Source organism: Nakamurella sp. PAMC28650, from assembly GCF_014303395.1.
Lineage (GTDB): Bacteria > Actinomycetota > Actinomycetes > Mycobacteriales > Nakamurellaceae > Nakamurella.
This window is the reverse complement of record NZ_CP060298.1, coordinates 1,293,343-1,317,975: the sequence shown is the minus strand read 5'-3', so window position 1 is coordinate 1,317,975 and position 24,633 is coordinate 1,293,343. Positions and strand designations below refer to the sequence as shown.

Here is a 24,633-nt window from a genome sequence, read left to right as displayed (position 1 = left end):
GTCTGCGGCACGCCCGTCAGATTCGGACGTGCGTCAGGTTTCGGTACAGGTGACAGTGGCCCGGCAGCAAGGCCGCCGGGCCACTGTTGTCGTCGACGACGAGGTCGGAACCCCGGCGCTAGCGGGCGGACCCGGCCCGCCGGCGGCGCGACAGGGCGTCGACGCTGGCTGCGAGCAGCAGCACGATGCCGGTGATGATGTAGTTGATCTTCGTCTCGACACCGAGCAGCCCGAGACCGTTGTTGATGATGCCGATCACCAGACCGCCGAGGATCGCGTCCTTGGCCTTGCCCTTGCCACCGAACAGCGAGGTGCCGCCGATGACGGCCGCCGCGACCGCGAACAACAGCACGTTGCCGCCACCGGAACTGGACGACACCGACCCGATGCGCGAGCTGTCGATGATGCCCGAGAACGCGGCCATCGCCGAGCTGAGCACGAAGCAGTAGATGGTGATCCGACCGACCCGGATACCGGCCCGGCGAGCCGCTTCCGCGTTGCCGCCGACCGCGTAGACGTAGCGCCCGAAGGCGGTCCGGTGCTGGACGAAGGTCAGCACCACCAGCAACACACCGACGATCGGCGCGATCCACGGGATCCCGGCGAGATCGGCGTTGTTGAGGCCGCGATTGGTCGACAGGGCGATGGTGGCGGCCACCAGGACGACGGCGATCACCACGATGCGGATGACGACCACGACGAGCGGTGTGGTGATCAGGTGATGCGCCGTCCGGCGCTGCCAGACGATCAGGTTGATGCCCGCATAGGCCACGATGGACAGGATCACCACGATCCAGCCGACCGTCACCGGCATGTTGCCGCCGTCGATGGCGACGATGACCGAATCTCCGACGGAGACGGTTCCGCTCTGGCCCATCACCACCAGCAGCAGGCCCTGCCACGCGAGGAAGAAGGCCAGCGTCACCACGAAGCTGGGGATGCCGACGACGGTGACGAGCCACCCCGTGAGCAGACCCATCAGCACGCCGACGACCAGGGCGGCCAGGACCGCCCAGTACCAGGACCAGCTGTGCAGCACCAACAACTGCGCCATCACACCCGCGGCCACACCGCCGATCACTCCGGCCGACAGGTCGATGTGGCCCAGCAGCAGGACGAACCCGATGCCCATGGCCAGCACGCAGATCGAGCCGCTCTGCTGCAGCAGGTTGCCCAGGTTGTAGACCGTCATGAAGTCGGTGGGCTTGGCGGCCCAGAAGACGGCGATGAGGACGACGAGACCCAGGGCGGCCGGCAACGCGCCGACGTCACCGCCGCGCACCTTGTCGACGTAGGCGTGGAAGTACCCGCTCAGGTTCGTCGGCCCGGCGTTGTCGCCCGAGAACGACGTCCTCGCCTCGAGACTCGCTTCGTCATCCGACTTCGGACCCTTGCTCAACTTGGGAGTTGTCATGCCGAGACCTCCGCCACCGCGCGGGGCAGACCGATGTCGCCGGTCCGCCCGGTGGTGATCAGTTCGATGATCTGACCGGTGGTGACGTCCTTGGCCGCGACATCGGCAGCAACCCGGCCCAGATACAGCGGGGTGATGCGGTCGGCGACCTCTTTGACGTCATTCATGTTGTGGCTGATGAGCATGACGGCCAGACCGTTGTCGGCCAGCCGCCTGACCAGATCGAGCACCTGGCGGGTCTGGGCGACGCCCAGGGCTGCGGTCGGCTCGTCGAGCATGACCACCTTGGAGTTCCACAGGACCGACTTGGCGATGGCCACCGACTGCCGTTGCCCGCCGGAGAGACTGGACACCAGTTGGCGGACAGAGGAAATGGTCCGTACCGACAGGGACGCGAGGGTTTCCTTGGCCCGCTTCTCCATGGTCGCCTCGTCCAGGACGAGGCCGGACTTGGGTTCGCGGCCGAGGAACATGTTCTGCACGATGTCCAAGTTGTCGCAGAGCGCGAGATCTTGGTAGACGATCTCGATGCCGAGCGCGGCGGCGTCACGCGGGCCGCTGACGCTGACTTCGTTGCCCTCGAACAGGTACTGGCCAGAGTCGATCGAGTTGATCCCGGCGACGCATTTGACCAGCGTCGACTTCCCGGCACCGTTGTCCCCGACCAGCGCGGTCACCTGGCCGCGGTACAGCGACAGGTTGACATCGTGCAGAACCTGGACGGCGCCGAAACTCTTGTTCACCCCCCGCAGGTCGAGGATGGGCGTCTGCGTCTGGGTCATCGGCATCTCGTCTCTGGTCTCGGTTGATCTGTCGTTCGAAGTGGTCTCGCAGAGTCTGGCGGCGGAGCATCTGCTGGAGGTTGCTCTGCCCGGGAGTGGTCGCCCCCGACGCAGAACCGGGCGGTGACACAGAATCTCTGCGCCACCGCCCGGTCGGTTCAGATCACTGCGATCAGGAGGTGATTCCAGCAGCAGCGCACTTGGCCACGTAGGCCGCCGTGCACAGATCCTTGTAGGTCACGAGGCCACCCGCGAGGACGGTCTTGATGTTGGTCTTGGTGATGGCTTCCGGCGCCAGCAGCACGGCCGGGATGACCTTCTTGGTGGTGCTGTCGGTGACGGTGCCGGTGGTGGCCGGGGTTCCGCCCTTGGCCAGCGCGACGGCGGCGGAGGCGAGTCCGGCCGCTTCCTTGTCGACGGCCTTGTAGACCGTCATGCACTGGGTGCCGTCCAGGATGTTCTGCAGGCCCTGGGCGGTGGCATCCTGACCGGTGACCGGGATGGTCAGCTTGTTCTTCTTCAGGATGGAGATCGCGGCGTTGCCGAGACCGTCGTTGGCGGCGAGAACGCCGTCGACCTTACCGCCGGCGGCGGTGAACAGCTGCTCGAAATCGGTGGCGGCCACCTGGTTGTCCCAGTCCTTGACCGCCTGCTCGCCGACCTTCTTGTAGCTGGTGATCTTGTCCAGCACGGAGTGCGCGCCGGCCGAGAACAGGGTCGCGTTGTTGTCCGTCGGCGAACCGTTCAAGTAGATGATGTTCTTGGCGCCGGCGCCCATGCAGGTCGCCAGGCCCTGGCCCTGCAGCTCGCCGACCTTGGTGTTGTCGAAGGAGACGTAGGCGGAGGCACTGCCGCCCAGGGTCAGACGGTCGTAGTCGAGGGTCTTGACGCCGGACTTGGCCGCCTTGGCCTCGATGGCCGCACCGGACGCGCTGTCCAGGTTGACGATGGCCAGGACGGTCACGCCGCTGGCCAGCATCTGGTCGGCGATGGTCGCCATCTGGGTGGCACTGCCCTGGGCGTTCTGGATGTCCGAGGCGATACCGGCGGAGTCGAACGCCTTCTTGAGCAGCGGAGCGTCGAAAGAGGCCCAACGAGCGGAAGACTTCGTGTCGGGAAGGATGATGCCGACCTTGCCCTTGACGGGCCCGCTCGCGCTGGTCGGCGCCATCGCGGACGAGGCGGCACCCGACGTCTGGGCAGAGGAGGAGCCCGATGCGGGGGCGACGGCCGCGGAACTGGCGGCGGAACTGGCGGCGGAACTGGCGGAGCTGGCCGAGCCGGCCGAACTGGCGGAGGTGGCGGTGGAACTGGAACTACCACATGCTGCAACCACGAGCGTCCCGACCATCATCAGGCCGAGAGCAGCGGATGTCTTGAGCCGCATGTACTTTCCTCTCTTTTGGAGCACCGCAGGCCAGGCGACCTGAAGCGTGGACTCAGTCGACGGCCGAGGGCGACCGGGACTGTGGGACGGAATTGCTGGTGCCGGAAGAACGGCGGCGGAAACTCTCTCAGGCCCGGCGGGCGTATGTGCGTGCCGCCGGGTGATGCACCGATGCCGATGGGGCCATGGACACGTGGGGCCTGGAGCAGGGGTCATGATCAGCGCCCGACCAACGGGCGGCACAGGTGCCGGACCAACGGCGCAGATCTTCAAACCACTCAGACATCGGTGTCCTTCGCTTTTCGGCCACCCGGGCGGAAACGCCGAGGTGTCGGGGACCATACCGTGACGTACGCCACGAGCAAGGTCAGCCGTCCAACAATTTATGGACCCTGATCACCCCTTGTCAAGCGCTCCGGAGGTCACCTTTAGGTCACTGCCCATCCGAATTGGTTACGATTCGGAAACATTGGCCGACCAACTTGCCCCGGCACCTGCGATGACGCCGAAATGGACATCAGGTGACAGACAGGCAAATAAAGTTCCCCCGGGCCGCCGATAGGACGCACTGAACCGGTTCGGTCGGGGAGGACCTGTCACGCGTCGCGCACGCGCCGCAGCCATGCGTCATCGCGGCGCCGTCATCGTCATCGCGGCGCCGTCATCGTCATCGTCATCGCGGCGCCGTCATCGTCATCGTCATCGTCATCGTCATCGTCATCGTCATCGTCATCGTCATCGTCATCGTCATCGAGCGGAATGAGAACCTGCACGAACGGAGCCCAGTTTGCGGATCTCATTCCGGTCGATGCACACAGCCCCGCCGACGCCGCAACCCGGGGAATGCCCTGAGGTCAGTACGAGCGGTCAGTGCGAGTGGTCGGTACGAGCGGTCGGTACGAGCGGTCGGCCCAAGCGGTCAGTACGAGTACAGCGAGCCTCGGACCGGGCCCCCGCCCGTCACGATCCGGACGCCCGAGGAGGTGCCGACCAGATCCGCTCCGGCGACCAGGACGGCGCGGACCTGTTCGATGGTCTTGATACCGCCGGCAGCCTTGACGCCGACCGAATCCGGCACTGCGCCGCGCAGGTACGAGATCGTCGATGGATCAGCGATCCCGACCGCCCCCCGCGACGCGTTCTTGACGAATGCCACCCCGGCGTCGATGGCGGCCTGCACGCAGCGCTCGCGCTGGCGAGCGTTCAGCAGCGGTAGCTCGAGCATCACCTTGACGCCGATCGGCGAGGCGGCCTCGACGACCGCCCTGATGTCGGCCGCGAACTCCTCGTAGCGACTGGAGAGCAGATACCCGATGTTCACCGTGGAGTCGAGTTCGTCGACCCCGGCATCGACCAGGGCCTTGGCCTCGGCGACCCGGCCGGCCGTGGTGCCGTTCCCGTGCGGGTAGTCGATGAACGACCCCACCCGGCCTGCGGTACCGCGCATCTCGTCCTTGGCCGCCCAGACCCAGGAGGCCGGCACGATGGCCGCATCGAACCCGTTGGCCAGGGTCTCCCGGACGTGTTCTCGCACTTCACGTTCGGTGATCGCCTGTCCGACCAGGGTGTGCTGGATCCGACCGGCGAGCTGGGCCGCAGGCATCACCAGGGCGGGATGCGGCGCCGGTGACGGCTCGTCGCGCAGGAACTCGTCGAAGACATGCGAAGCGGTGGGTGCAACCATGAGGTTCTCCTTCGAACTGATCAGGTCGGGCCGGCCGGCACAGCCTCGTCAGGAATCCCCGCGCTTAGCAGGTGCCCCCGTACCCGGTCCGGAACGGCAGACCGAATGACCCGTGACCATCGTCTCATGCTTCCCCGGGGGCGTCGTCCCGGCGGGCCACGGCGGGGATCGAGGTTCCGCAGTCCCTAGGGTGGACAACCATGCGCATCCTGTCCATCCAGTCCTCCGTCGCCTACGGGCACGTCGGCAACAGCGCCGCGACCTTCCCGCTGCAACGACTCGGGCACGACGTCTGGCCCGTCCTGACGGTCCACTTCTCCAACCACACCGGCTATGGGTCGTGGCGCGGACAGGTGCTCGACTCGGCGGTGGTCTCCGACGTCATCAAAGGCATCGACGACCTCGGCCTGCTCGGAACGGTGGATGCGGTGCTGACCGGGTACCAGGGCTCACCCGGCGTCGCCGAGGTGGTGCTGGACACGGTGGCGCGGATTCGCAGGCTAAATCGGGACGTCGTCTACTGCTGCGACCCGGTGATGGGCGACGTCGACCGCGGGATGTTCGTCCTGCCCGGGGTACCGGAACTGATCCGCGACCGCGTCGTCCCCGTCGCAGATGTGGTCACCCCCAACGTCTTCGAGCTTGCCTACCTGGCCGGCGTGACGCTCGACGAGATCGCTGACCTGCCCGGGCTTCTGGCTGCCGTGCAACGGGTGCGAGCGATGGGGCCGTCCACCGTGTTGGTCACCTCGGTGAATGGAGCGGTGGGAGGGCCCGGGCCGGACACCGCAGCCGGGCCGGACACCCCAGCTGGACCGGACACTGCAGCCGGGTTGGGCGAGATCGCCATGCTGGCGGTCGATCCCACCGGCGCCTTCCTCGTTCGCACGCCGCGGCTTCCGATCTCGGTCAACGGCGCCGGCGACGTCACGGCCGCACTGTTCCTGGCGCACCTGCGGTCCGGCATCCAGACCGCCCTGGCCAGGGTCGCGTCGTCCGTCTACGCGATCCTGCGCCGCACCGCCGAGGTCGGCGCCAGGGAGATCCAGCTCATCCAGGCCCAGGACGAGATCGCCCACCCCGCCTGCGAATTCCCCGTCTTCCGACTGGACTGAACGGGCCCCGCCGACGCCCCGCCCCACACCCCCTACGGACACCCACACACTACGGACACCCACACGGCCGCCCGGCGCGTCAGCATCCAGCGGACTGCAGGGCCTTCCAGGTGCGGTGGTCGAGATTGCCGTCGGCGGGGAGGTTGACCGTCTTCTGGAACTGCTGGACGGCGGCCTTGGTGCCCGGGGTGAAGATCCCCCACTGGTTCGACAGGTCGGCGACGCTGATGTTCAGCTTGTTGCCCAGCACACGCTGCGCCTCGCCGATCCACACCCCCTGCTGCCCCACCTGCGAGTACTGCGGCACGCGTCCCACTGCCACCGGGCACAGGCACGAGATGTACTGCTGCGCGCTCCCGGGGTTGCCGCCCTTGATGAACGCGTCCGCGGGGCCGGCCAGGCGCGCGGGACAGCCGTCGTACGGCCCGGCGTACGGGCCCGCGTAGAGCACCAGCGTGTTGGACTGGCTCGTGAAGATCTGGCAGGACTTCGTCGAGTCCGCGGCCAGCGATCCGGCCGGGAGCTGCCCGGCCGCCTTCAGCCTGGCCACGTGGGCCGCGAACGCCGCGGCGTCGAGTTCTGACGCCAACTGGACGACAAATCCAGAGCTGCAGGCGATCTCCTGCTGCGGCACGCCGAGGGGATTCGCGGCGGGCGTGGGTTTCGGTGTCGTCTTCGGCGCAGCCGTCGTCCTGGGCGCAGCCGTCGTCCTGGGCGCAGCCGTCGTCCTGGGCGCAGCCGTCGTCTTCGGTGCACCGACGGCCGACCCGGCCGTCACGGTGACCGTCGTCTTGGCCGGCGGCGTCACGACCGGGATCACCGGCGCCGAGGACGCCGCACTGCCCACCGGTGAGCTGGAGGCCGAAGTGGCCGGGCTCTGGCCGGCCGTGCTCACCGCGACGGGCTGCCCGTCCTTCTCGGCGGTATTGCCGGATTTCCCCAGGTGTGGAGTGATCAGCAGCGCTGCCACCAGCACCACCATCGTCACCGCGGCGATGCCCAGCACGGCATAGATCGCCTTCCGGCGGCGCTCCCGACGAGGCGCGAGTGCGCCGACCCCACCCTCGCCGGCGACCGCCGGATACATCCCGGTCCAGCCGGGGAAGAGCCCGGTCTGCGGTCCGGCGGAGGGGTCGGGCGCCTGGGACCACGCCTGTGGTTGCCCGGCCGCCCCGATTCCTCCGGCCGTCGGGACCATCTCGGTCGGGAACATCTCGGGCGTGGCGGCAGCCGGACCCTCGGCCCGCGCGACGACCGGTAACGACGGGATGGTCGGGGCGTCCTCGAACGGGAGCGCCAGAGGACCGGTGAAGATGACCTTGGCGCCGCAGTGCGGGCAGTACTGGGTGTTCACGAACCGTCCGCAGGCCGGGCACGGACGCCCGTCGTGTGCCTCGCTCATTCCGCGATACCTCCTGCCCTGGCCCCTGATCGTCAGGGCTCATTCTGCCGGGGTGCATGCGTGATCTCGGTCAGATCCGGGTCGACCGGCGGGCCAACCCAGGTTGGTATGGTCTGTTTTCCCAGCTGGAGACCCCTGTGCTCGCAGATGGGTGGTTCTGCAGAAACCGGCGGCCGGCACCGGGAACGGCACAAAACCACCACCGGAAGGGCTGCATGCCACCATGTGGGCATGCCGGAAAATGGTGCGGGGAGCAGGAGTGACGTCGTCGTCATCGGTGCCGGCCTGGCGGGTCTGCTGTGCGCGAGCACGCTGGAGAGCCGCGGTTTCGGGGTCGATCTGATCGAGGCGTCCGACGCCGTCGGCGGCCGGGTCCGCACCGATGTGATCGACGGCCACCGGTGCGATCGAGGATTCCAGCTGCTGAACCCGGCCTACCCGGCCGTCAGGCGATATGTCGACCTGAAGGCCCTGGACCTGCGCACCTTCGACGCGGGGGTCGCCGTGTCCGGGCCGGACGGTCTCCGGGTGGTTGCGGACCCGCTCCGCGCGCCCCGGTTCCTGGGCAGGACGCTTTCCAGCGGGTATCTGAACCCGCTGGAGTTGGCGCGGCTGGCCCGCTGGGCAGCCCCGGCACTGGGCAGCGTGCGGCGGCTGGTCGAAGCGGACGACACCACGCTGGCCGAGTCGCTGGACGCGGCCATGGTCACCGGCCGGCTGCGGCGCGAGATCCTCGATCCCTTCCTGACGGGCGTGCTGGCCGATTCCACCGGGGTGACCTCCGCCAACTTCACCCGGCTGCTCCTGCGGAGCTTCCTGCTCGGAAGCCCCGGCGTACCGGCCGGTGGCATGACGGCCCTGCCGGAACAGCTGGCCGCCGGCCTGCAGGCGCCACCCCGTCTCGGGGTCCGCGCCATCGGGCTCCGCGAGGGCGTGCAGGGACCCGTGGTGCGCACGGACCAGGGTGAGACCAGCGCACGTGCGGTGGTGATCGCGACCGACCCGTCGGCGGCCTCCGGACTCCTTCCGATCGTCTCACCGAGGATGAAAGGCTTGACGACGTACTGGTTCTCGGTCCGTACGGCACCGACCGAGCTCAACCTGCTGCTGGTGGACGGCCGAGGTCCCGGAGCCGGGCCGGTCGTCAACACGGCCGTCATGTCCCACGCCGCACCCAGCTATGCCCCCGAGGGCCGACATCTGGTGCAGGCCACCATCCTGTGGCCGAACGACGTCGACGAGAAGCACGTCCGCGAACATCTGCACCGGATCTACGGGGTCGCCACGGGCGACTGGGAGTTGCTGGTGCGACACGACATCACCGAGGCGCTGCCCCACCAACGGCCGCCGCTGGTGCACCGGCAGCCGTTGGCACTGGGCAATGGTCTGTTCGTCGCCGGCGACCACCGCGACACCGCTTCCATCCAGGGCGCTCTCGTGTCCGGACGACGCGCGGCCAACGCGGTGAGCGCCGCCTTCAGGCACGGGACCTGACGCGCGGGACGTGATCAGGCCCGCGGATCCCCTCGGGCGTACCGATGCATCGCACCAGCGGCCTCGAGCAGGAAGCGACTGACTGCAGCGGCCTCCGCCGGCGTCAGACGTGCTGCGGCAGCGTCGATATCGGCCAGCAGGGGGGCCAGGGCCTCGCGCGTCCGCTGGACTGATTCCTCGCTGACGACCAGCGCGACCCGGCGCCGGTCCTGCGGGTGGGCGGACCGCCGCACATGCCCGGATTCCTCCAGACGATCGACCAGCGTCGTCGCACTCGCACTGCGGATGCCGAGCCGGTTCCCCAACTCGACGGGCCCGAGTGGTGGGTCGGCGGCCACCAGATGCCCCAGCGCCGCCACGTCGGTGAGCCCCACCCCGAGGCGGCGGGCCAACTCCTGATTCGCCTCGGCCGAGGCCTGCTGGACCTGCCTCAGTGCCCAGGCCGGCTCAGAACCCCAGCGGGAGGGTTGCGCAGGTGTGGACACGGTGCAATGCTATCGGTCGTGTCGCTAGATTATCTAGTCACCAGTGAAACTAAGGAGCGCAGATGACGACCATCGACAAACCCACCTCGCGTTTTGCGCTGGTGTTCCTCGGCATGGCGACCGCCCTGGCGATCATCGACGCGACGATCGTCAACGTCGCCCTCCCGTCGATCAGCGCGGACATCGGCCTGTCGCTGTCGGCCGGCGAGTGGGTGGTGTCCGGGTACGGGCTGACCCTCGCGTCGTTGCTGATCAGCTTCGGCCGCGTCGCCGACCGGCTCGGCCAGCGCCGGATGCTGCTGATCGGCGTCGTCGCGTTCGCCGCCACCAGTCTGGTCTGCGCCCTCGCCCCGAACGGAAGCGTCCTGATCATCGGCCGGCTGGCCCAGGGGGCGGCCGCGGCCGCGTTGCTGCCCACCGTCCAGGGCATGCTCCAGTCCCTCTACCGAGGACCGGCGCTGATGACGGCCTTCGCCGTCTACGGCGCGACGATCGGCAGTGCGGCCGCGCTCGGCCCCCTGCTCGGTTCCGCTCTGGTCGACGACTTCGGTTGGCAGGCGGCATTCCTCATCAACCTGCCGCTGGGTGCGATCGTCATCGCGGGCGTGCTCCGGACCATCCCGTCCATCCCGGGCCAACCCTCGGGAGGGGGCCGACCCTCCGGACAGGGCGCCGATCCCCTCGGGCAGCTGCTCCTGCTGCTGGGGCTGGCCGGTCTGATCTTCGGGCTGGTCGAGGCCCCGCGCGGCGGCTGGTTCGCCCCCGTCCAGCAGATCTCGGTCGGTTTCCTGACGTGGAGCAGTGCGGCGCCGATCAGCCTCGGGTTCACCACGCTGGTGCTGGGTGTGCTGCTGCTGGCCGTCTTCGTGCAGGTCGAACGCCGCCGCGGACAGGCAGGGCGGTCCACCCTGGTCGACCTGTCGCTGTTCGGGATTCCCTCGTTCGCCAGCGGCAGCCTGGCCATCATGGTGGTGGCGCTGGGTGAGTTCGGCATCCTGTTCCTGCTGCCGCTGTACCTGCAGGTCGGCCGGGGACTCTCGCCCCTGCACGCTCAGCTGGTGGTGCTGCCGACCGCGCTCGGTTCGTTCATCTCCGCGCCCCTGACGGCCGGCCGCAAGGGGGTGCCGGCACGCACCTGGGTCCTGCTGGGACTCGGGCTCGAGGTGCTCGGCCTGTTGCTGCTGAGCATCGCCCTCTCCCCGGGTGCGTCGGTGCTCTGGATGGCCCTGCCCCTGCTCGTCTACGGCACCGGGGTGGGGTTCGCGATCAGCCAGCTCACCGGCGCGACCCTGCTGGAGATCCCGTTCGGGCGCACCGGGCAGGCCAGTGGCCTGTCCAGCACCGCGCGGCAGCTGGGCTCCGCCGTCGGCGTCGCTGCCCTGACGGCGATCCTGTCCGGCGTGCTCGGCGCCACCCTCGCCGGGCACCTCGCGACCACGGTGCCGGAGCTCCCGGCCGCGGCTCGCAGCATGTTGGCCTCGACGATCGCGGCCAGCCCGGCCGATTCGGCGAGACTGCTGGCGTCCCTCCCCCCTGGCAGCGTGGCCGGGGTCCGTCAGGCGACGGAGTCCTCGCTGGCCCTCGGGGTGCGGATCGCCGCGCTGGCCGCGGCCCTCCCGATCGCCGGAGCCTGGTTGCTGGCCCGCCGACTGCCCACCCGGCGGCCGACCGGACCGCTCGCGCCGTCATCCTCCCCACCGTCGACTGCCTCCTGATGCGTTCAGGTACCGCAAACGGCCCAACGACGGCAGCGGCGCCGTCACGCGGTTGCACCCGCCCACCGCGGAGTGATCACGTCTGGTGATGGGAATACGGTTCCACTGCGCCCATTTCACCCGAAGTGATGAACAGCTGTCCCCGAAATGGTTGGCTACCTCCCATTCGATTGCTGCGGAGAGTCAATTCTGGCCACACTGATATCACTCCATCCGCGATCGTCGGCATCAGCGAGAGCAGGTCATCGTGCGGCCAGGTTCGGCTTCCGCCGCCAGGCGCATCGTCCTGCCCTACCTCGTCGCCGCGCTCCCGATCGCTCTCGCCGTCGCGCTCTGCGCAACCCCCGGGATCGCCGACCGGTGGCGGGTGCTCGCGGTGCTGAGCGCCGTGGCCGTGGCCGGCATCGTCGCCGGACACCAGTCCGGGACCCCCGTCCGGACGGCCGCCCAACCCTGGAATGTGCACACCGTCTGGCTGGTTCCGGCCGTTCTGCTGGCCCCGCCACAGGTCTTCTCGATTCTGATCGGGCTGTCGCTCGCCGTGACGCTGTCCGCGACCGGCCTACCCATGCGCCTGCGATTGCTGGTCGCGACGAACAATCTGGTCGGCTGCGGGCTCATCTACCTGGCCGTCCTGACGACGAACACCCCCCGGGCCGCGGTGCTGCTCGGGATGCCCCTGGTCCTGGCCGTCACCGCAGTCGTCGCGGTGGTGGGGACCCGCCTGGTCCAGCCCGAGCCGGCGCGGACCAGCTTCGCGGACTTCCACTGGGCCGCGATCGAGACCTGCGCGGCGCTGACCGGCTGTCTGATCACCGTGGCCATGTCCGGACACCCGCTCGCCGGGCTGGCCGGCGTCGCCCCGATGGTGCTGGCGGTGTTCGCGCTGCGCTGGCCCGAGCTCACCAGCCAGGCCCGTACCGACGCCAAGACCGGACTGCCCAACGCCGGCCGATGGGAGGAGCTCTCCCGTCATGCGCTGAACGACAGTGCGATCCGCCGGCGGCCGGCGGCCCTGCTGATCATCGACATCGATCACTTCAAGGCCGTCAACGACACCTACGGCCACCTGGCGGGCGACGTGATCCTGGCCGCGGTGGCCGCCGACATCCTGGCGGAACTGGGTCCCGACGACCTGGTCGGCCGCTTTGGCGGCGAGGAGTTCGTCGTGACCACGATCGGACTCAGCCGGGCCGAGGCGATGGTGCTGGCCGAGCGGATCCGCCGGCGCATCGCCGGGACCAGTCACGAGATCATCAGTCTCGAAGGGCACCGGACGACGGCCGGACCGGTCACCTGCACCATCGGTGTGGCCAGCAGCGAGGTGCTCGGCTACGGCCACACGCTGCTGTTGCGGCGCGCGGACGCAGCGTTGGCCGGCGGCAAGATCGGCGGCCGCAACCAGATCCGGTCGGCCGAGCGGCCGGAGGCGATCGACTGGACCTCACTGACGTCCGGCGAGCACACCGGCCGCGGGCAGACCTTCGTCCCTTCCCAGCGAACGAGCCCCACCTCCGACTCCTGAGTCCCTGCACCGGACTGTGCGGGGCAGAAGAGATGCGGGCGTGCGCGGGGCAGAATCATCGTCATGACCGACTCCGCCCCCTCTCCCGTGCCGGTCGCGCCGGCCATCTCCGACGACCTCGCCGCCCTGCTGGATCTCGATCCGGCCGACCGGCTGCAGGCGGAGATGCTGATGGCCGCCGCGCATTCCCCCGAGGTGCGCGCCGCCCTGGGAGTGCTGCGTCAACGCCTCGGCACCTTCCCGGTGTCACCGCCGCAAGGCCAACCGGCACAGGAGGTCTGGATCTGCGCGCTGCTGTTGTTCGCACCGGAGCTGGCCGCCTGGCACGCCGGTCGATCCGTCGATCCCGCCATCACCGCGGCGACGCTGGCCGACTTCGGGCGTCAGTTCCGGCTGCACCGGACCACCTACGGGGTGTTCGGACTGGAGACCTGGAGCTGGCTGACGTTCCACTGCGGTGGCGGACTGTTCCAGTTGGGCCGGCTGCACTTCCTGCTCCGACCGCTGACGGCCGACGAGCCTCGACCGGCGGGCGCCGACACCGGCGACTGGGTGCTCGACGTCCACATCCCGCCCATCGGATCACTGCTGCCGCCATCGGTCGACGACGCCTTCCGGCAGGCAGCAGCGTTCTTCCCGGAACACTTCCCCGGCCAACCGGTCGACCTGACGGTCTGCTACTCCTGGCTGCTCGATCCCTACCTGTCGCAACACCTGCCGGGCAGCAACATGGCACTGTTCCAGCAGTCGTTCGAGCGGTACGGGCCGGACGAACCACGTCAGGGCGACGCCCTCTACTTCGTCTTCCGCATCCGCGGGCAGGTCGACCTGGATCGATTGCCCCGCGACACCAGCCTGCAACGCCTGGTGCTCGACCGCATCGCCGCCGGCGGGGTCTGGCAGGCCTGCTACGGCTGGCGCGCGCTCCGCTCGTCGGCGGCGCGTCCAGGGCGGTAGCGTCCTGCAAAGTGATGGCGATAGCCATCACTTTGCAGGACGTCCGAGGTTCTGGCGGACTCGAGAAGGACATACATGGATCTGCAGGCCGAAATCGCCGACTGGCCGGTCGGGCGTGCCGCCGTTGCGGTGATCGGACCCGACGGGGTGCTCGACCAGTTCGAGACCGGCGGCGGGTCAGAGCTTTTCGAGTGGAAGTCCGTCACCAAGCTGCTGACGGCGCTCACCGTGCTGGACGCCTGCGCGGACGGCACCATCGAGTTGACGGAGCCGGCCGGACCACCCGGCGCGACGGTGGCCCATCTGCTGTCGCACGCAGCCGGCCTGCGGACCGAGGCGGGTGAGCCGGTCGCCCCGCCGGGCACCCGGCGGCTCTACTCGAACTACGGGTTCGAGGTCGTCGCTGCACATCTCGCCGTCCAGGCCGGCGGGCCGTTCGCCGACGAGCTGGCCGGCCGGGTACTGGGACCGCTGGGTCTGCACCGGACCGTGGTGGCCGGGTCGCCGGCCAGCGCCGGGGTCGGGCCGCTGGATGATCTCATCGACCTGGCGGCGGAGTTCCTGACGCCGACCGTCATCGGTCCGGAGATCATCGGCCAGGCCAGCACTCTCGTATTTCCAGGCCTGGTCGGCATCGTGCCGGGGTTCGGCCGTCAGACGCCCTGCGACTGGGGCCTCGGATGTGAGATCCGCGGACACAAGAGCCCGCACTGGACCAGCCCGCACAACAGTCCGGCGACCTTCGGCCACTTCGGTCAGTCCGGTAGCTTCCTCTGGGTCGATCCGGACGCCGGCCTGGCCTGTGTCAGCCTGTGCGACACCGCCTTCGGGCCGTGGGCCGCGAAGGTGTGGCCCCGTCTCTCGACCGCCGTCCTGACGCACTACCGCAGCTGAGTTGGCTCACAGGATGCCGGCGCGGTAGTGCGACTGGACCTGGGCGAGCGTGAAGGCGGTGGCGTAGACCGAGGCCCACGCGAGGGTGCCGTTGAAGTTGTAGTTGGTCGTCGCGTTCGGCCAGGTGTTGAGGTTGTCCCAGCCGACCCGCCAGAAGCCGCTGCCGACCTGCGCACCCTTCGTCGTGGTGTCGCTCGCGACCAGGGATCCGTCCACGTACAGGGCCATGCCGGCGGACGAGAGGGTCGCCACCACCTGGTGCCAGGCGTTGTCCGCATAGTTCGCCGTGCTGACGACGGGACTGGTCACCACCTTGACGGCATTGGGATACACACCGAAGTTCAGCTGACCGTTGCCGGACATGTAGATCTGCCGGTCGTAGGAGGTCGACAGGCCGGTCTGGGCGCTGCCGAAGCCGATCAGCCGACCACCGGCGGTGTTGGTCCTGAACCAGATCTCGATGGTGAACACCTCCGGGTCCGACGCCGCGGTTCCGCTGCCGGCCACGTAGGCGTTTCCCAGGCCGGCAACGCCGCCGGCCACGGTGACCGCGCGGCTGGGCAGGTCTCGCGGGCACGGCGCCGACGCGGAGGAGGTGAAACTGCCCGTCGCGGTGCCGGTGTAGGTCCCCGGTCGCAGGGTCGTGTTGCCGGAGGCGTCTGCGGCGGTGGTGAAGGTCGTCTCGTTCAGTGGATAGGCGAAGTAGCCGCCGTTGGCCGAGGTGGCCGTCGCCGCCGACGCGCAGGTGAAATAGGTTGCGGAAGCGGCGGTGTCGACGGAGTTCGTGATCTTCGCGGCGAAGGCACTCTGGGTGGACGGGATGAAGGCGCCGAGGGTGATGGCGAGCACCGAGAAGCCGGTGACCCACCGCCGGTAACCGGATCGACGCTGACCCGATCGACGCTGCACCGCGGGGCGTCCGGGGAGCCGGGGCCGGGTGGGCTTCTTGGCCCGGTGCCGCCCACGGCTCTGGGACCCGGCGCGCAAGACGGCCGGTGCCGGCTCCGGTGCAGCGGCGGCTACCCAAGCTCCGCGCGTGGCCGCGATCGATGGTGCCGGGGAGGTCGAAGATTCTGCCGGGGAGGTGGAAGACGCTGGGCCGGAGGTGCTGCCGGGACCGGCCGGGTCGTCGTCGCGCGGTCGCAGCTCCTCCGACGGACCGAAGATCAGCGATACCGCGAGGGGGGTCAGCCAGATCAGGATCAGGGCGATCCACCAGCCGGGGGAGAGATGGACCGAGGAGGTGAACTGGTAGCCGTGCGGACCGGGATCACCGGTCGCCGTGACCGCGCCGACCTGCCCGTCGACCAGATCGACGAAATTGCCGCCGCTCGCGCGCACCCGGATCGGGAGCAGGCCGGTCGACACCAGGGTCACGTCGGTTCCGTTGGCCATTGCGGTGCTGGCCACCTTCACCATGTCGACGAACGGTTTGAGCAGATAGGCCGCGACTGCGATCAGGAACGACGAGCCGAACACGCGGAGCGGACGCCGCCACAGCGCCCGGAGGTAGCGAGAGGTGGTGAACCACAACACCAGCCCGGTCACCGCCAGGAACGGCAGGCCCCTGATCAACCAGCCGAAGCCCCACCACCGGGCGACGACCCTGCCGACGAGATCCCCGGACCCGAGCCCCGCCGGGTCCTGCGCACCGTTGATGTCGCCCCGGGTGCGCAGCGCTCCGGAGGCATCGATGGAAACGACGCGGTGGGTGTAGATCTCGGCCGGAGCCAGGGGGGATCGGAAGCTGACGATGTCACCGACCCTCACCTGCGCAGCGGTGACGTGCTCGGTGAACACCAGGGTCCCCACCGGAGCGGCCCGACCCATGGACGGGGTGGCGACGATCATCCAGCGACCGCCCGCCATCCACCACCCCGCCGCCGCCAGGACGACGAGAAGTACTGCCACACCGACGATCCGGAGCAGCCAACCGGCCCTCCGTCGGGCGGTGCCGCTGTACGCGGCACCGTCCAGCAGTTCCTCCAGGGACACAGCGGTCGCGAGGCGAGGATCTTGCGTCACGACGTCCCTTTCCTCTTCATTGCGAATGCTTCAGTGCCATTGCTTCATTGCGAACGCGTCACGGCCGGCGCTTCAGTGCCAGCGCTTCCCGATCAGGTGCTGAGCGACCAGACCAGGGGCTGTGACGCGGCCAGTCCCTGGTAGGTGTTGCCGGCGGTGGTGGCGAGCGTGACGGTGATGGTGATCGGGATGGTCGCTCCCGGGGCCGGCAACGGGAGGGTGAACGGAGTGGGCGTCGTGGCCCCGCTGAATGCCGCTGCCGTTCCGTTGTAGATGGTCGTCCCGCCGGAGACCACCAGAACATTCAATTTTGCACAGAAATCGGTGGCGTTGCCGTTCAGTGCGCCGTTGGTGCTCTGCGTGCAGGCGTTCGCTGCCAGGGTGAATGTCGCTGCGGGTGCCGAGCCGGTGTTGCCGAAGGTCAGATTGGTGACGACCGAGGAACCCGGCACCATCTTCGTCAGGCCGCCGTACTTGTTGATGGTCGAGCAGGTGAAGGTGTTGGTGTTGACGCCCGCCGTGGCCGCCGGGGTGGTGTCCGTGCTGTTGCAGGTCGTGTTGCCGGTCGCCGTGTTGATCTCCTGCAGGACGACGGTGCCGGATGCAGCCGTGTCGTTCGAGTAGGTGATGGCCGCGGTGAAGGCGGACAACGTGTTCGTCATCGAGAGGACAGCACGACGGCGCTGGCCAGGCCGGCGACGATCAGGAGTGGGGCAAATCGACGACGGGGGCGCGGGACTGAGTGCTAGTCGGACATGTGACACCTTTCGGGAGGCACCGGAGCCACCCGTCTGTGGGTGACCGTGGCGAGAATCGGAACTCCGCGTTGCTTTTGATGGGCAAAGGCAACACCATTCGAGTGGCTGGAACGCCGGTGGATACCAGAGGTGAATACCCGAGTTCATCTGCGGTATCTACGTGACCGGTGGACGCTGAGCCCTGTTCGAGGCTGCTCGGAAAGGGGACTGCAGGACGGTGACTACGTCACGCGACATTTTGACAAGAATTCCCAAGAAAGAACCATGTTTCGCCCATCGAAATAACTCACCGTTGTCGATCACTCCAATGGAGCGGAAATCCCGGCGTAACATCCATCCGATGGACACAGATGTTTACCGCTGTGCCACGTCAATCGTCCGCCGAAACGGAAATCACCGTTTGGGGTGAGTTTGATCGCTCAGAAGGGTGAACCTGCCGGATCGAGACGGTCTACGCCGGGTGAGCAGTGTCATTCAGCCCTTACACCCGATCGTTGCGGGGGCGGGTCACCGGCGAAAGCCTGGGCGATGCAGAGCCACTGGGCGGCCGGGCCGGCGGTCGCCTGGAGGCTGGTGTCGGCCAGAGCCCGCCGCTGGGTGACCACCAGTGCGAAGTCCCAGGCGTCGCCGGTGATCCGGTCGAGCGCCGCCTCCCCGCCCCACGTCCACACCTTCCCGGCCGGCGAGACCAGCTCGATGCGCACATCGCACGTCGGTTGCTCCAGACCGTGGATGCCGAAGGAGAAGCCACGCGTCAGCACCCCGAGGTGGCAGACGTGCCGGATGCGCTCGCTGGGCCGCCGCAGGATGCCGAGCGCATCGTGCACGTCCTGGCTGTGGGCCCATGTCTCCATCAGCCGCGCGCTCGCCGCGGACGCCGCACTCATCGTCGGGCCGAACCACGGTGACCGGCGAGCCGGATCGGCCTCCCCGAAGGCCGCCGTCAGGGCCGTCCGCGAGCGATCGAACCGCAGCAGGAGCTCGGCGGGCGACGAGCCTCTGCGGTCGAAGCTGATCTGGTCGATCCAGGTCGGACCGACGGCCATCACCACCTCGGCCCGTTCGATGAAGTCGGGCGGGCTGGTCTGGGCCATCAACGCCATGTCGTCGAAGAAGGCGAGGTGTTCGAGCTGATCGTGGATGGTCCAGCCGGCGGCGGGCGTGTCCGACGACCACTGGAGGTCGGTCATGGCGAACAGCGTCGACGTCAGCTCCTCGCCCTCGGCACGCAGGTCGTCGAGCAGACCCCGGTACCGGTCCTGGTTCATCGCCAACATCCACCGCCCGTCCGGATCGGCGTCACGTGCGAGATCCCGCTGGTGACCCTCTCAGCGTAAGGCCCGAATCCCCGTTCGGCCGCGTTGCACCGCCGAATGGCCCGCCGGCGTCACTCACGGCACCCGGGTTCAGGGCGGCGGGCCGGCCGCCGGACGTCGCTGCCACGAGGTCCAGAGGGGCCGATAGCCCATCCGTGCCCAGAAGGGCGAGGACAACGGGTTCGGCACCGCGTGGTGCAGGAGCGTCAAGGGCACACCGCTGGCATCCAGCGCGCGGTGCGCCGCAGCGACCAGCGCGGCCCCGATGCCGGCGGCCCGCACCTCCGGTCTGACGTACATCTCGGCCAGATAGGCGGCCGCGCCGCCGGCAGCACTCATCGGCGAGATCCACGCCGCCTCGGAGGGTGGCTGGACGTAGACGAATCCGGCAGGCAGACCGTCGACCTCGGCGATCCAGCTCCAACCGGGCTGACGGGCGAGGTGGTCCGCCAGCTTGCTGTTGAGGGTGCGACGGGCCGACGGCCGCGACGTCACCATCCCGCTCGCCACGTCGAACTCCTGGAGTCGGACCGCCAGGTCGGTCAACAGATCGAGATCGGCGGACTGTGCCGGCCTGACGAGTACTCCCGGGCGGCCCGGCGGCGTCGAGGCCCGGAGTCTCCTCGCCGCCAGTACCATCATCGGTGCGAACCCGAACTCCAGCAACGGAATCCGGTAGTCCGGATCACGGCTGGGGATGGTCACGGTGGCCGACGATTTCCAATCACCCGGGGTGCTCCGCAGGCTTGCGAGCCATCGATCCAGCAGTTCTCGGAACGCGGCGATGCGATCGGGCCCGGCGAGTTGCGGTGTCAGCGAATACTGACGCAGCGGACCCCACAGTGCCTCCTGACCATCTGGATCCAGCTGATGGAAGCGGGCCAGCCCACGCGCCGTCGTTCCGCCGAGATCGACCGTCAGCAGCCGGTCTTCGCCCTGCAGGCCGGATTCGGTGGGGTCCAGCCGACCCGCCTCGACCTGGCCGGGCAGCAGGGAGTCGAGTTCCGCCCAGCGCGCGGCGTGCTCGACGTCGATCCGGTCCGTCATCGGGCCACACTCCCACGCCGTGCGCCCGGCTCCGAAATACGCTGCGGGGCCACATTCATCGATCGCAGGCGATCCAGACCTGACGATCGAATTCATCGACGAATGCGGATTGCCCGGGAACGAGGCGATCGACGCTGCTACCGGAGCCATTCGGCGTCCTGGAAACATCGCGGGTCCAGGCCGATCAATCGTGTAACCTCCCCGGGAAGAAGCGCCTTGCAGTTGCTGCATTCGCCCTGGAGCCACGGCACCGATCACACCGCACCGATGACTACGCCGGCCCCAGGGACGGTAGGGGAGGCAGGATGTCCGCAATCCGGATGTACCGGCGCACCAGGAGTTTCCGAGCGGCCGTGCTACCGGCCGGCGTCGCGCTGACGTTGTTGATCACCGGGTGTTCCAAGTCCACTCCGGTGGCGGTGCCCGCTTCGACATCGGCCGCGCCGGTGGCGTCGGCGCCGGTCTCCTCCGCACCGGCGTCCACGGCGCCGGTCTCCTCCGGACCGGCATCCTCCCCAGCCCAGTCCGCGCCGCTTTCCTCCGCGCCGGGGTCGACCACACCGGCGTCCGCACCGGCATCCGGCCCGGCCACGTCGGCATCACCGGCGCCGGCGTCCGAGCCCGCCTCCTCGCCGGCTTCCAGTGGCGAACTCCCGGTTGCCACGGTGAACACCACCGACGCGAACGCCGTCAAGGCGCTGTCCGCGATGAACGCCGCGCTGCTCACCGCGCCCGAGGTGGGGACCGGTTTCACCAAGAGCCCGCCGGTGGCCCAGGACACCAACCAGAAGCTCCCCTGCGGCGGTTCCTCGGCTTCGGCGCTGTACCCCAACGCACTGCGCGCCGAACTCATCGCAGCCAAGGGCGACAGCGTGCAGTTCCAGGAGTCGTTGCGGCTCGACCTGGACGCCGCGACCTCCATCAAAGCTTTCGACACCACCGTCGCCGGGCTCAACTGCAGCAAGGGCTCGATCGCCGGCACCCCCGTCACCATCGGCGCGCCGCACGACGTCACGGCCAGCGTCGGCGGCAGCAAGGCAGTCGCCTGGGAGGTCACCATCGCCGGTGCCTCCGGTGTCCTGGTCGCGGTGCACAGCGGTTCGACCTCCATCGGCTACACCTTCCTGGTCGCGACCGGCACCGACGCCGCCACCCTGCCCAATCCACTGACGGTGGCCAAGAAGGCCACCGCCAAGGTGATCGCGGGTGGACTCGGCTGAAGCGCGAGAACCCTCTCGGGCCAGGCACACCCCGCCACGAGTAGTCCGCGCGGAACCGGCGGCCACTGCCGGCCGCTGCGATCGGGCCCGCAGGACACCGTGGCGGTCGCCGCTGTTCAGGCGCCCGTCGGCCGGGCTGTTGCGGGACGGGCTGCGCACCGCGCACCGAGCCGGACGGACCACCCGGAGCAATCCGAAACGCGTTCGGCCTCGTACTCCTTGTCGAGAAAAAGGAGCAGCCGATGCGCACCGATCGAACCGGGTACCTGATGGCCATGCTGGCCGGACTGGCCATCGTCGGTGCGTCGACCGGTGGAGTCGTCGCCGCCACTTCGCACCACAACACCACCCTGGCCGCCGAGCAGGCCGCGGCCAACATCGCCATCGCATCACCCGCACCCGCATCACCCTCACCCGCAGCGATCTCACCCTCGGCGGCGTCACCCGCATCTTCGGCAGGCGCCGGCTCGGGCGCCGACCCCTCGTCCGCTGCGCCACTGTCGGCATCCGCCCCGGCCCCGCTATCGGTCCAGGCGACACCCGCACCCAGTCCGCCCGCACCGGCCTCGTCCGCACGTGCCGCGCCCGCACCCACCTCGTCCGTACCGACCAAGCCGGCGATCATCCCGCCCGCACCCGTCGCGCAGGCGCCCGTCAGGACCACGGCCCCGAGCAGGGCGCCCGCCCCCACCACCGCCGCTGCGGCCCTGAAGTACAAGAACGGCCAGTACACCGCCACCGGGAGCTACAACAGCCCGGGTGGTACCGAAAAGCTCGGCGTGACCATCACTCTCGCCGCGGACAAGGTGGTGAAGTCCGACCTGAACCTGCTCGGCGGAGCCGGCCTGAGCCACTCGTTCCAGCAGGCGTTCCAATCCGGCTACTCCGGACAGGTGATCGGCAAGGACATCGACGCGATCTCCCTCGGCGCGGTGTCCGGATCCTCGCTGACCAGCATGGGTTTCAACGATGCGCTCAAGCAGATCGAGTCCCAGGCCAAGACGTGACGACGCGGCCGCACGAGTTCCAGGCCATCGGCACGAATTGGACGATCACCAGCAGCCCGGGGCTGACCACCGTGAGCCTGGCGCGTCTGCAGCGGACCGTCGAGGAATTCGATCTGGCGTACTCCCGGTTCCGCCCGGATTCCGACGTCAGCAGGTTCGCGAGAACCGGCGGTAGCCATGAGTTCCCGGACAGCGCAGCCGTACTCCTCGCCTTCTACCGCGAGCTCTACGACATCACCGGCGGCCGGGTGAGCCCGCTCGTCGGGCGCGCGCTCGAGCACCTCGGCTACGACGCCGACTACTCGTTGGAGCGTCGCCCCGGACAGGTCTCGGTGCCCCGGTGGGAGGACGTTCTGACGGTGCAGGGGTCGCTGCTGACGGCGGGCGAGCCGGTGCTCCTGGACCTGGGTGCAGCCGGAAAGGGTTACCTGGTCGACCTTCTGGCCGGTGAGCTCACCGAGAGCGGCTATGACGAGTACCTGATCGACGCGAGCGGGGACATCGCCCACGTCGGCCCGATGCTGTGCCGGGTCGGCTTGGAGCATCCGGGCGCCGCCGGTCAGGTGATCGGTGTGGCGAACCTCTGCAACGCCTCGCTCTGCGGTTCGGCGGTCAACCGGCGGACCTGGGGCGCGGGCCTGCACCACGTCATCGATCCCGCCACCGGGGAACCGACCACCGAGGTGCTGGCCACCTGGGTGGTCGCCGACCGCACGATGGTGGCCGACGGCCTGGCCACCGCACTGTTCTTCACCGACCCATCAGTGCTCTCAAGGCACTTCGAATTCAGCTACGTCAGGATGCTCGCCACCGGCGGCGTCGAGTACTCGAAAAATTTCGACGGGGAGCTCTTCACATGAAGACTGCACTGGACAACGCCATCGGGCGGGTGACCATGTACCGGTTCGTCACCATCTGCCTGGCCGCACTCACCGTGATCTCCTTCGCCTTCAGCGCGGCGAAGAAGATCAGCTACACCCCGCAACAGCTGCTGGCGACCCTGCTCACCCTGCTGGTGGTGACCTTCGTCGGCGGCCGGGTCTTCGCCCTCCTGTTCCGGGCGACCGCCCACAGCGAGTCCTCGATCATCACCGCCCTGCTGCTGTTCTTCATCCTCTCCCCGACCACCGACGTCACCACCCTCGGTCAGGTCGCCATCGCCGCCGTCTTCGCCTCGGCCTCCAAGTACCTGCTGGCGGTGCGCGGGCGGCACATCTTCAACCCCGCCGCAGTCGGCGCGGTCTGGCTGGCCGTCCTCCACTTCTACCTGGCCTACTGGTGGATCGGCACGCCGGTGCTGCTGCCGTTCACCGCGATCCTGGTCCTGCTGGTGCTCTACCGGACGAGGCGCCTGCCGCTCGGCGCGGTGTTCATCGTCATCGGGGCTGCGATCCTGTTGAGCCGCAGCCTGTCCGGCGGCGCCGGCTTCGGCACCGCGCTGACCTTCGCCTTCGGCCAGACGCCGTTGATCTTCTTCGCCGGCTTCATGCTGACCGAGCCGCTGACCCTCCCCCCGGCCCGCTGGCAGCAGCTGTCCGTCGCGGCCATCGTGGCGGTGCTGTTCTCCGTCCCGATCACGATCGGCTCCTACTCCGTCGGCCCCGAGACCGCGCTGATCATCGGCAATGCCGTGGCCTTCGGATTCGGCCAGCGCCGGGGCATCGAACTCGTGCTCACAGCCAGGCGACGCCTGACCCCCAGTTCGATGGAGTACGTGTTCGCGCCGGCCACACCGCTCAGCTTCACCCCCGGGCAGTACCTGGAACTTGCGCTGCCGCACAAGGGATCGGACTCGCGGGGCAGCCGGCGGTCGTTCAGCATCGCCTCCGCACCGGCGGTGAAGTCACCGGAGGGCGGCCCCGCGCCGGTGAAGATCGGGATCAAGGTCGCGGAGAGATCCAGCAGCTTCAAACGCGCCATGCACGAACTCCCCATCGGCAGCACGGTCCGCGCCACCGGTGTCTCTGGAGACTTCATCCTGCCGAAGAAGCAGGACACCCCGCTCCTGCTGGTGGCCGGTGGCATCGGTATCACCCCGTTCATCAGCCAGCTCGGGGCACTTCCGCCGGGGCACGACCGTGACGTCGTGCTCGTCTACGTCGCCGGCGACGCCGAGGAGGTCGGCTACCAGGAGGAGCTGGCCGCCGCCGGGGTCCGAACGGTGGTGGTGACCAAGCAGCAGGCGGCCGGCTTCCCGGCCGGGTTCGAGTCCGTCACGGCCCCCCGGCTGACCGGTGACGTCCTGGCCTCTGTGGTGCCGGACATCGCCAGGCGGCGCGTCTACATCTCCGGCCCACCCGGTCTGGTCGACACCATCAGCCGGGCGGCCAGGTCGCTGAAGGCCAGGAGCATCGCCAAGGACTACTTCAGCGGGTACTGAGCCGTCATGGGCTCCGCCCGGTCGTA

The 24,633-nt window shown here is 68.9% G+C and carries 21 protein-coding genes; 10 read left to right on the top strand and 11 right to left on the bottom strand.

Features of this window, described 5'->3' with window-relative positions; genetic code table 11:
* Nucleotides 1–118: 118 nt before the first annotated feature.
* The 4 genes from H7F38_RS05950 to deoC form a co-directional block, all read right to left on the bottom strand.
* A complete protein-coding gene (locus H7F38_RS05950; protein ID WP_187093271.1) occupies nt 119–1,414 on the bottom strand; it encodes a sugar ABC transporter permease in 1,296 nt (431 codons plus the stop codon).
* Complete coding sequence (locus H7F38_RS05945) at nt 1,411–2,196, bottom strand: ATP-binding cassette domain-containing protein (protein WP_187093270.1); 786 nt, start codon at nt 2,194–2,196, stop codon at nt 1,411–1,413. Before H7F38_RS05945 ends, H7F38_RS05950 begins: the two co-directional genes overlap by 4 nt.
* A gap of 172 nt (nt 2,197–2,368) precedes the next feature.
* Nucleotides 2,369–3,583, bottom strand: coding sequence for a sugar ABC transporter substrate-binding protein (locus tag H7F38_RS05940; protein WP_222618483.1), 1,215 nt, complete (start codon nt 3,581–3,583; stop codon nt 2,369–2,371).
* Between the two features lie 919 nt (nt 3,584–4,502).
* Nucleotides 4,503–5,267, bottom strand: coding sequence for a deoxyribose-phosphate aldolase (gene deoC / locus H7F38_RS05935; RefSeq protein ID WP_255498254.1), 765 nt, complete (start codon nt 5,265–5,267; stop codon nt 4,503–4,505).
* 200 nt (nt 5,268–5,467) lie between these two features.
* Here deoC and pdxY point away from each other — a divergent pair, with 200 nt between their 5' ends.
* The gene (gene pdxY, locus H7F38_RS05930) at nt 5,468–6,382 is read left to right on the top strand and encodes a pyridoxal kinase (protein ID WP_187093269.1); all 915 of its coding nucleotides are present in this window, start codon (nt 5,468–5,470) and stop codon (nt 6,380–6,382) included.
* Nucleotides 6,383–6,461: 79 nt separating this feature from the next.
* On the opposite strand, the gene H7F38_RS05925 is transcribed toward pdxY, so the two are convergent.
* The gene (locus tag H7F38_RS05925) at nt 6,462–7,784 is read right to left on the bottom strand and encodes a peptidoglycan-binding protein (RefSeq protein WP_187093268.1); all 1,323 of its coding nucleotides are present in this window, start codon (nt 7,782–7,784) and stop codon (nt 6,462–6,464) included.
* A 231-nt stretch (nt 7,785–8,015) separates the two neighbouring features.
* Here H7F38_RS05925 and H7F38_RS05920 point away from each other — a divergent pair, with 231 nt between their 5' ends.
* Nucleotides 8,016–9,278: an NAD(P)/FAD-dependent oxidoreductase gene (locus tag H7F38_RS05920; RefSeq protein ID WP_187093267.1), complete on the top strand. Its 1,263-nt coding sequence runs from the start codon at nt 8,016–8,018 to the stop codon at nt 9,276–9,278.
* A gap of 14 nt (nt 9,279–9,292) precedes the next feature.
* Here the strand turns inward: H7F38_RS05920 and H7F38_RS05915 are convergent, their stop codons facing one another.
* Nucleotides 9,293–9,763: a MarR family winged helix-turn-helix transcriptional regulator gene (locus tag H7F38_RS05915; protein WP_222618482.1), complete on the bottom strand. Its 471-nt coding sequence runs from the start codon at nt 9,761–9,763 to the stop codon at nt 9,293–9,295.
* A gap of 62 nt (nt 9,764–9,825) precedes the next feature.
* On the opposite strand from H7F38_RS05915, the gene H7F38_RS05910 reads away from it, so the two are divergent.
* The 4 genes from H7F38_RS05910 (at nt 9,826) to H7F38_RS05895 (ending at nt 14,854) form a co-directional block, all read left to right on the top strand.
* Nucleotides 9,826–11,478, top strand: a complete 1,653-nt coding sequence (locus H7F38_RS05910) for a DHA2 family efflux MFS transporter permease subunit (RefSeq protein WP_187093266.1) — start codon at nt 9,826–9,828, stop codon at nt 11,476–11,478.
* 247 nt (nt 11,479–11,725) lie between these two features.
* Nucleotides 11,726–13,003, top strand: coding sequence for a GGDEF domain-containing protein (locus tag H7F38_RS05905; protein WP_187093265.1), 1,278 nt, complete (start codon nt 11,726–11,728; stop codon nt 13,001–13,003).
* Nucleotides 13,004–13,066: 63 nt separating this feature from the next.
* Nucleotides 13,067–13,960, top strand: coding sequence for an acyltransferase domain-containing protein (locus tag H7F38_RS05900; protein ID WP_187093264.1), 894 nt, complete (start codon nt 13,067–13,069; stop codon nt 13,958–13,960).
* A 75-nt stretch (nt 13,961–14,035) separates the two neighbouring features.
* Nucleotides 14,036–14,854 (top strand): serine hydrolase, encoded by an 819-nt coding sequence (locus H7F38_RS05895; protein WP_187093263.1) that lies wholly within the window; start codon nt 14,036–14,038, stop codon nt 14,852–14,854.
* 6 nt (nt 14,855–14,860) lie between these two features.
* On the opposite strand, the gene H7F38_RS05890 is transcribed toward H7F38_RS05895, so the two are convergent.
* From H7F38_RS05890 to H7F38_RS05870, 5 genes are all read right to left on the bottom strand, one after another.
* The gene (locus tag H7F38_RS05890; RefSeq protein WP_222618481.1) at nt 14,861–16,879 is read right to left on the bottom strand and encodes a LamG-like jellyroll fold domain-containing protein; all 2,019 of its coding nucleotides are present in this window, start codon (nt 16,877–16,879) and stop codon (nt 14,861–14,863) included.
* A gap of 92 nt (nt 16,880–16,971) precedes the next feature.
* A complete protein-coding gene (locus H7F38_RS05885; protein WP_222618480.1) occupies nt 16,972–17,541 on the bottom strand; it encodes a hypothetical protein in 570 nt (189 codons plus the stop codon).
* Nucleotides 17,542–18,107: 566 nt separating this feature from the next.
* Entirely contained in the window at nt 18,108–18,905 is a 798-nt protein-coding gene (locus tag H7F38_RS05880) for a TIGR03084 family metal-binding protein (protein ID WP_187093262.1), read from the bottom strand.
* A gap of 138 nt (nt 18,906–19,043) precedes the next feature.
* The gene (locus tag H7F38_RS05875) at nt 19,044–20,000 is read right to left on the bottom strand and encodes a GNAT family N-acetyltransferase (protein ID WP_187093261.1); all 957 of its coding nucleotides are present in this window, start codon (nt 19,998–20,000) and stop codon (nt 19,044–19,046) included.
* Between the two features lie 271 nt (nt 20,001–20,271).
* Complete coding sequence (locus H7F38_RS05870) at nt 20,272–20,694, bottom strand: hypothetical protein (RefSeq protein WP_187093260.1); 423 nt, start codon at nt 20,692–20,694, stop codon at nt 20,272–20,274.
* Here H7F38_RS05870 and H7F38_RS05865 point away from each other — a divergent pair.
* From H7F38_RS05865 to H7F38_RS05850, 4 genes are all read left to right on the top strand, one after another.
* Nucleotides 20,666–21,220: a hypothetical protein gene (locus tag H7F38_RS05865; RefSeq protein WP_187093259.1), complete on the top strand. Its 555-nt coding sequence runs from the start codon at nt 20,666–20,668 to the stop codon at nt 21,218–21,220. The genes H7F38_RS05870 and H7F38_RS05865 overlap by 29 nt on opposite strands.
* A gap of 242 nt (nt 21,221–21,462) precedes the next feature.
* The gene (locus H7F38_RS05860) at nt 21,463–22,227 is read left to right on the top strand and encodes a hypothetical protein (protein WP_187093258.1); all 765 of its coding nucleotides are present in this window, start codon (nt 21,463–21,465) and stop codon (nt 22,225–22,227) included.
* The gene (locus tag H7F38_RS05855; RefSeq protein WP_187093257.1) at nt 22,224–23,087 is read left to right on the top strand and encodes an FAD:protein FMN transferase; all 864 of its coding nucleotides are present in this window, start codon (nt 22,224–22,226) and stop codon (nt 23,085–23,087) included. Before H7F38_RS05860 ends, H7F38_RS05855 begins: the two co-directional genes overlap by 4 nt.
* Nucleotides 23,084–24,607, top strand: coding sequence for a ferredoxin--NADP reductase (locus tag H7F38_RS05850; protein WP_187093256.1), 1,524 nt, complete (start codon nt 23,084–23,086; stop codon nt 24,605–24,607). Before H7F38_RS05855 ends, H7F38_RS05850 begins: the two co-directional genes overlap by 4 nt.
* Nucleotides 24,608–24,633 lie beyond the last annotated feature (26 nt).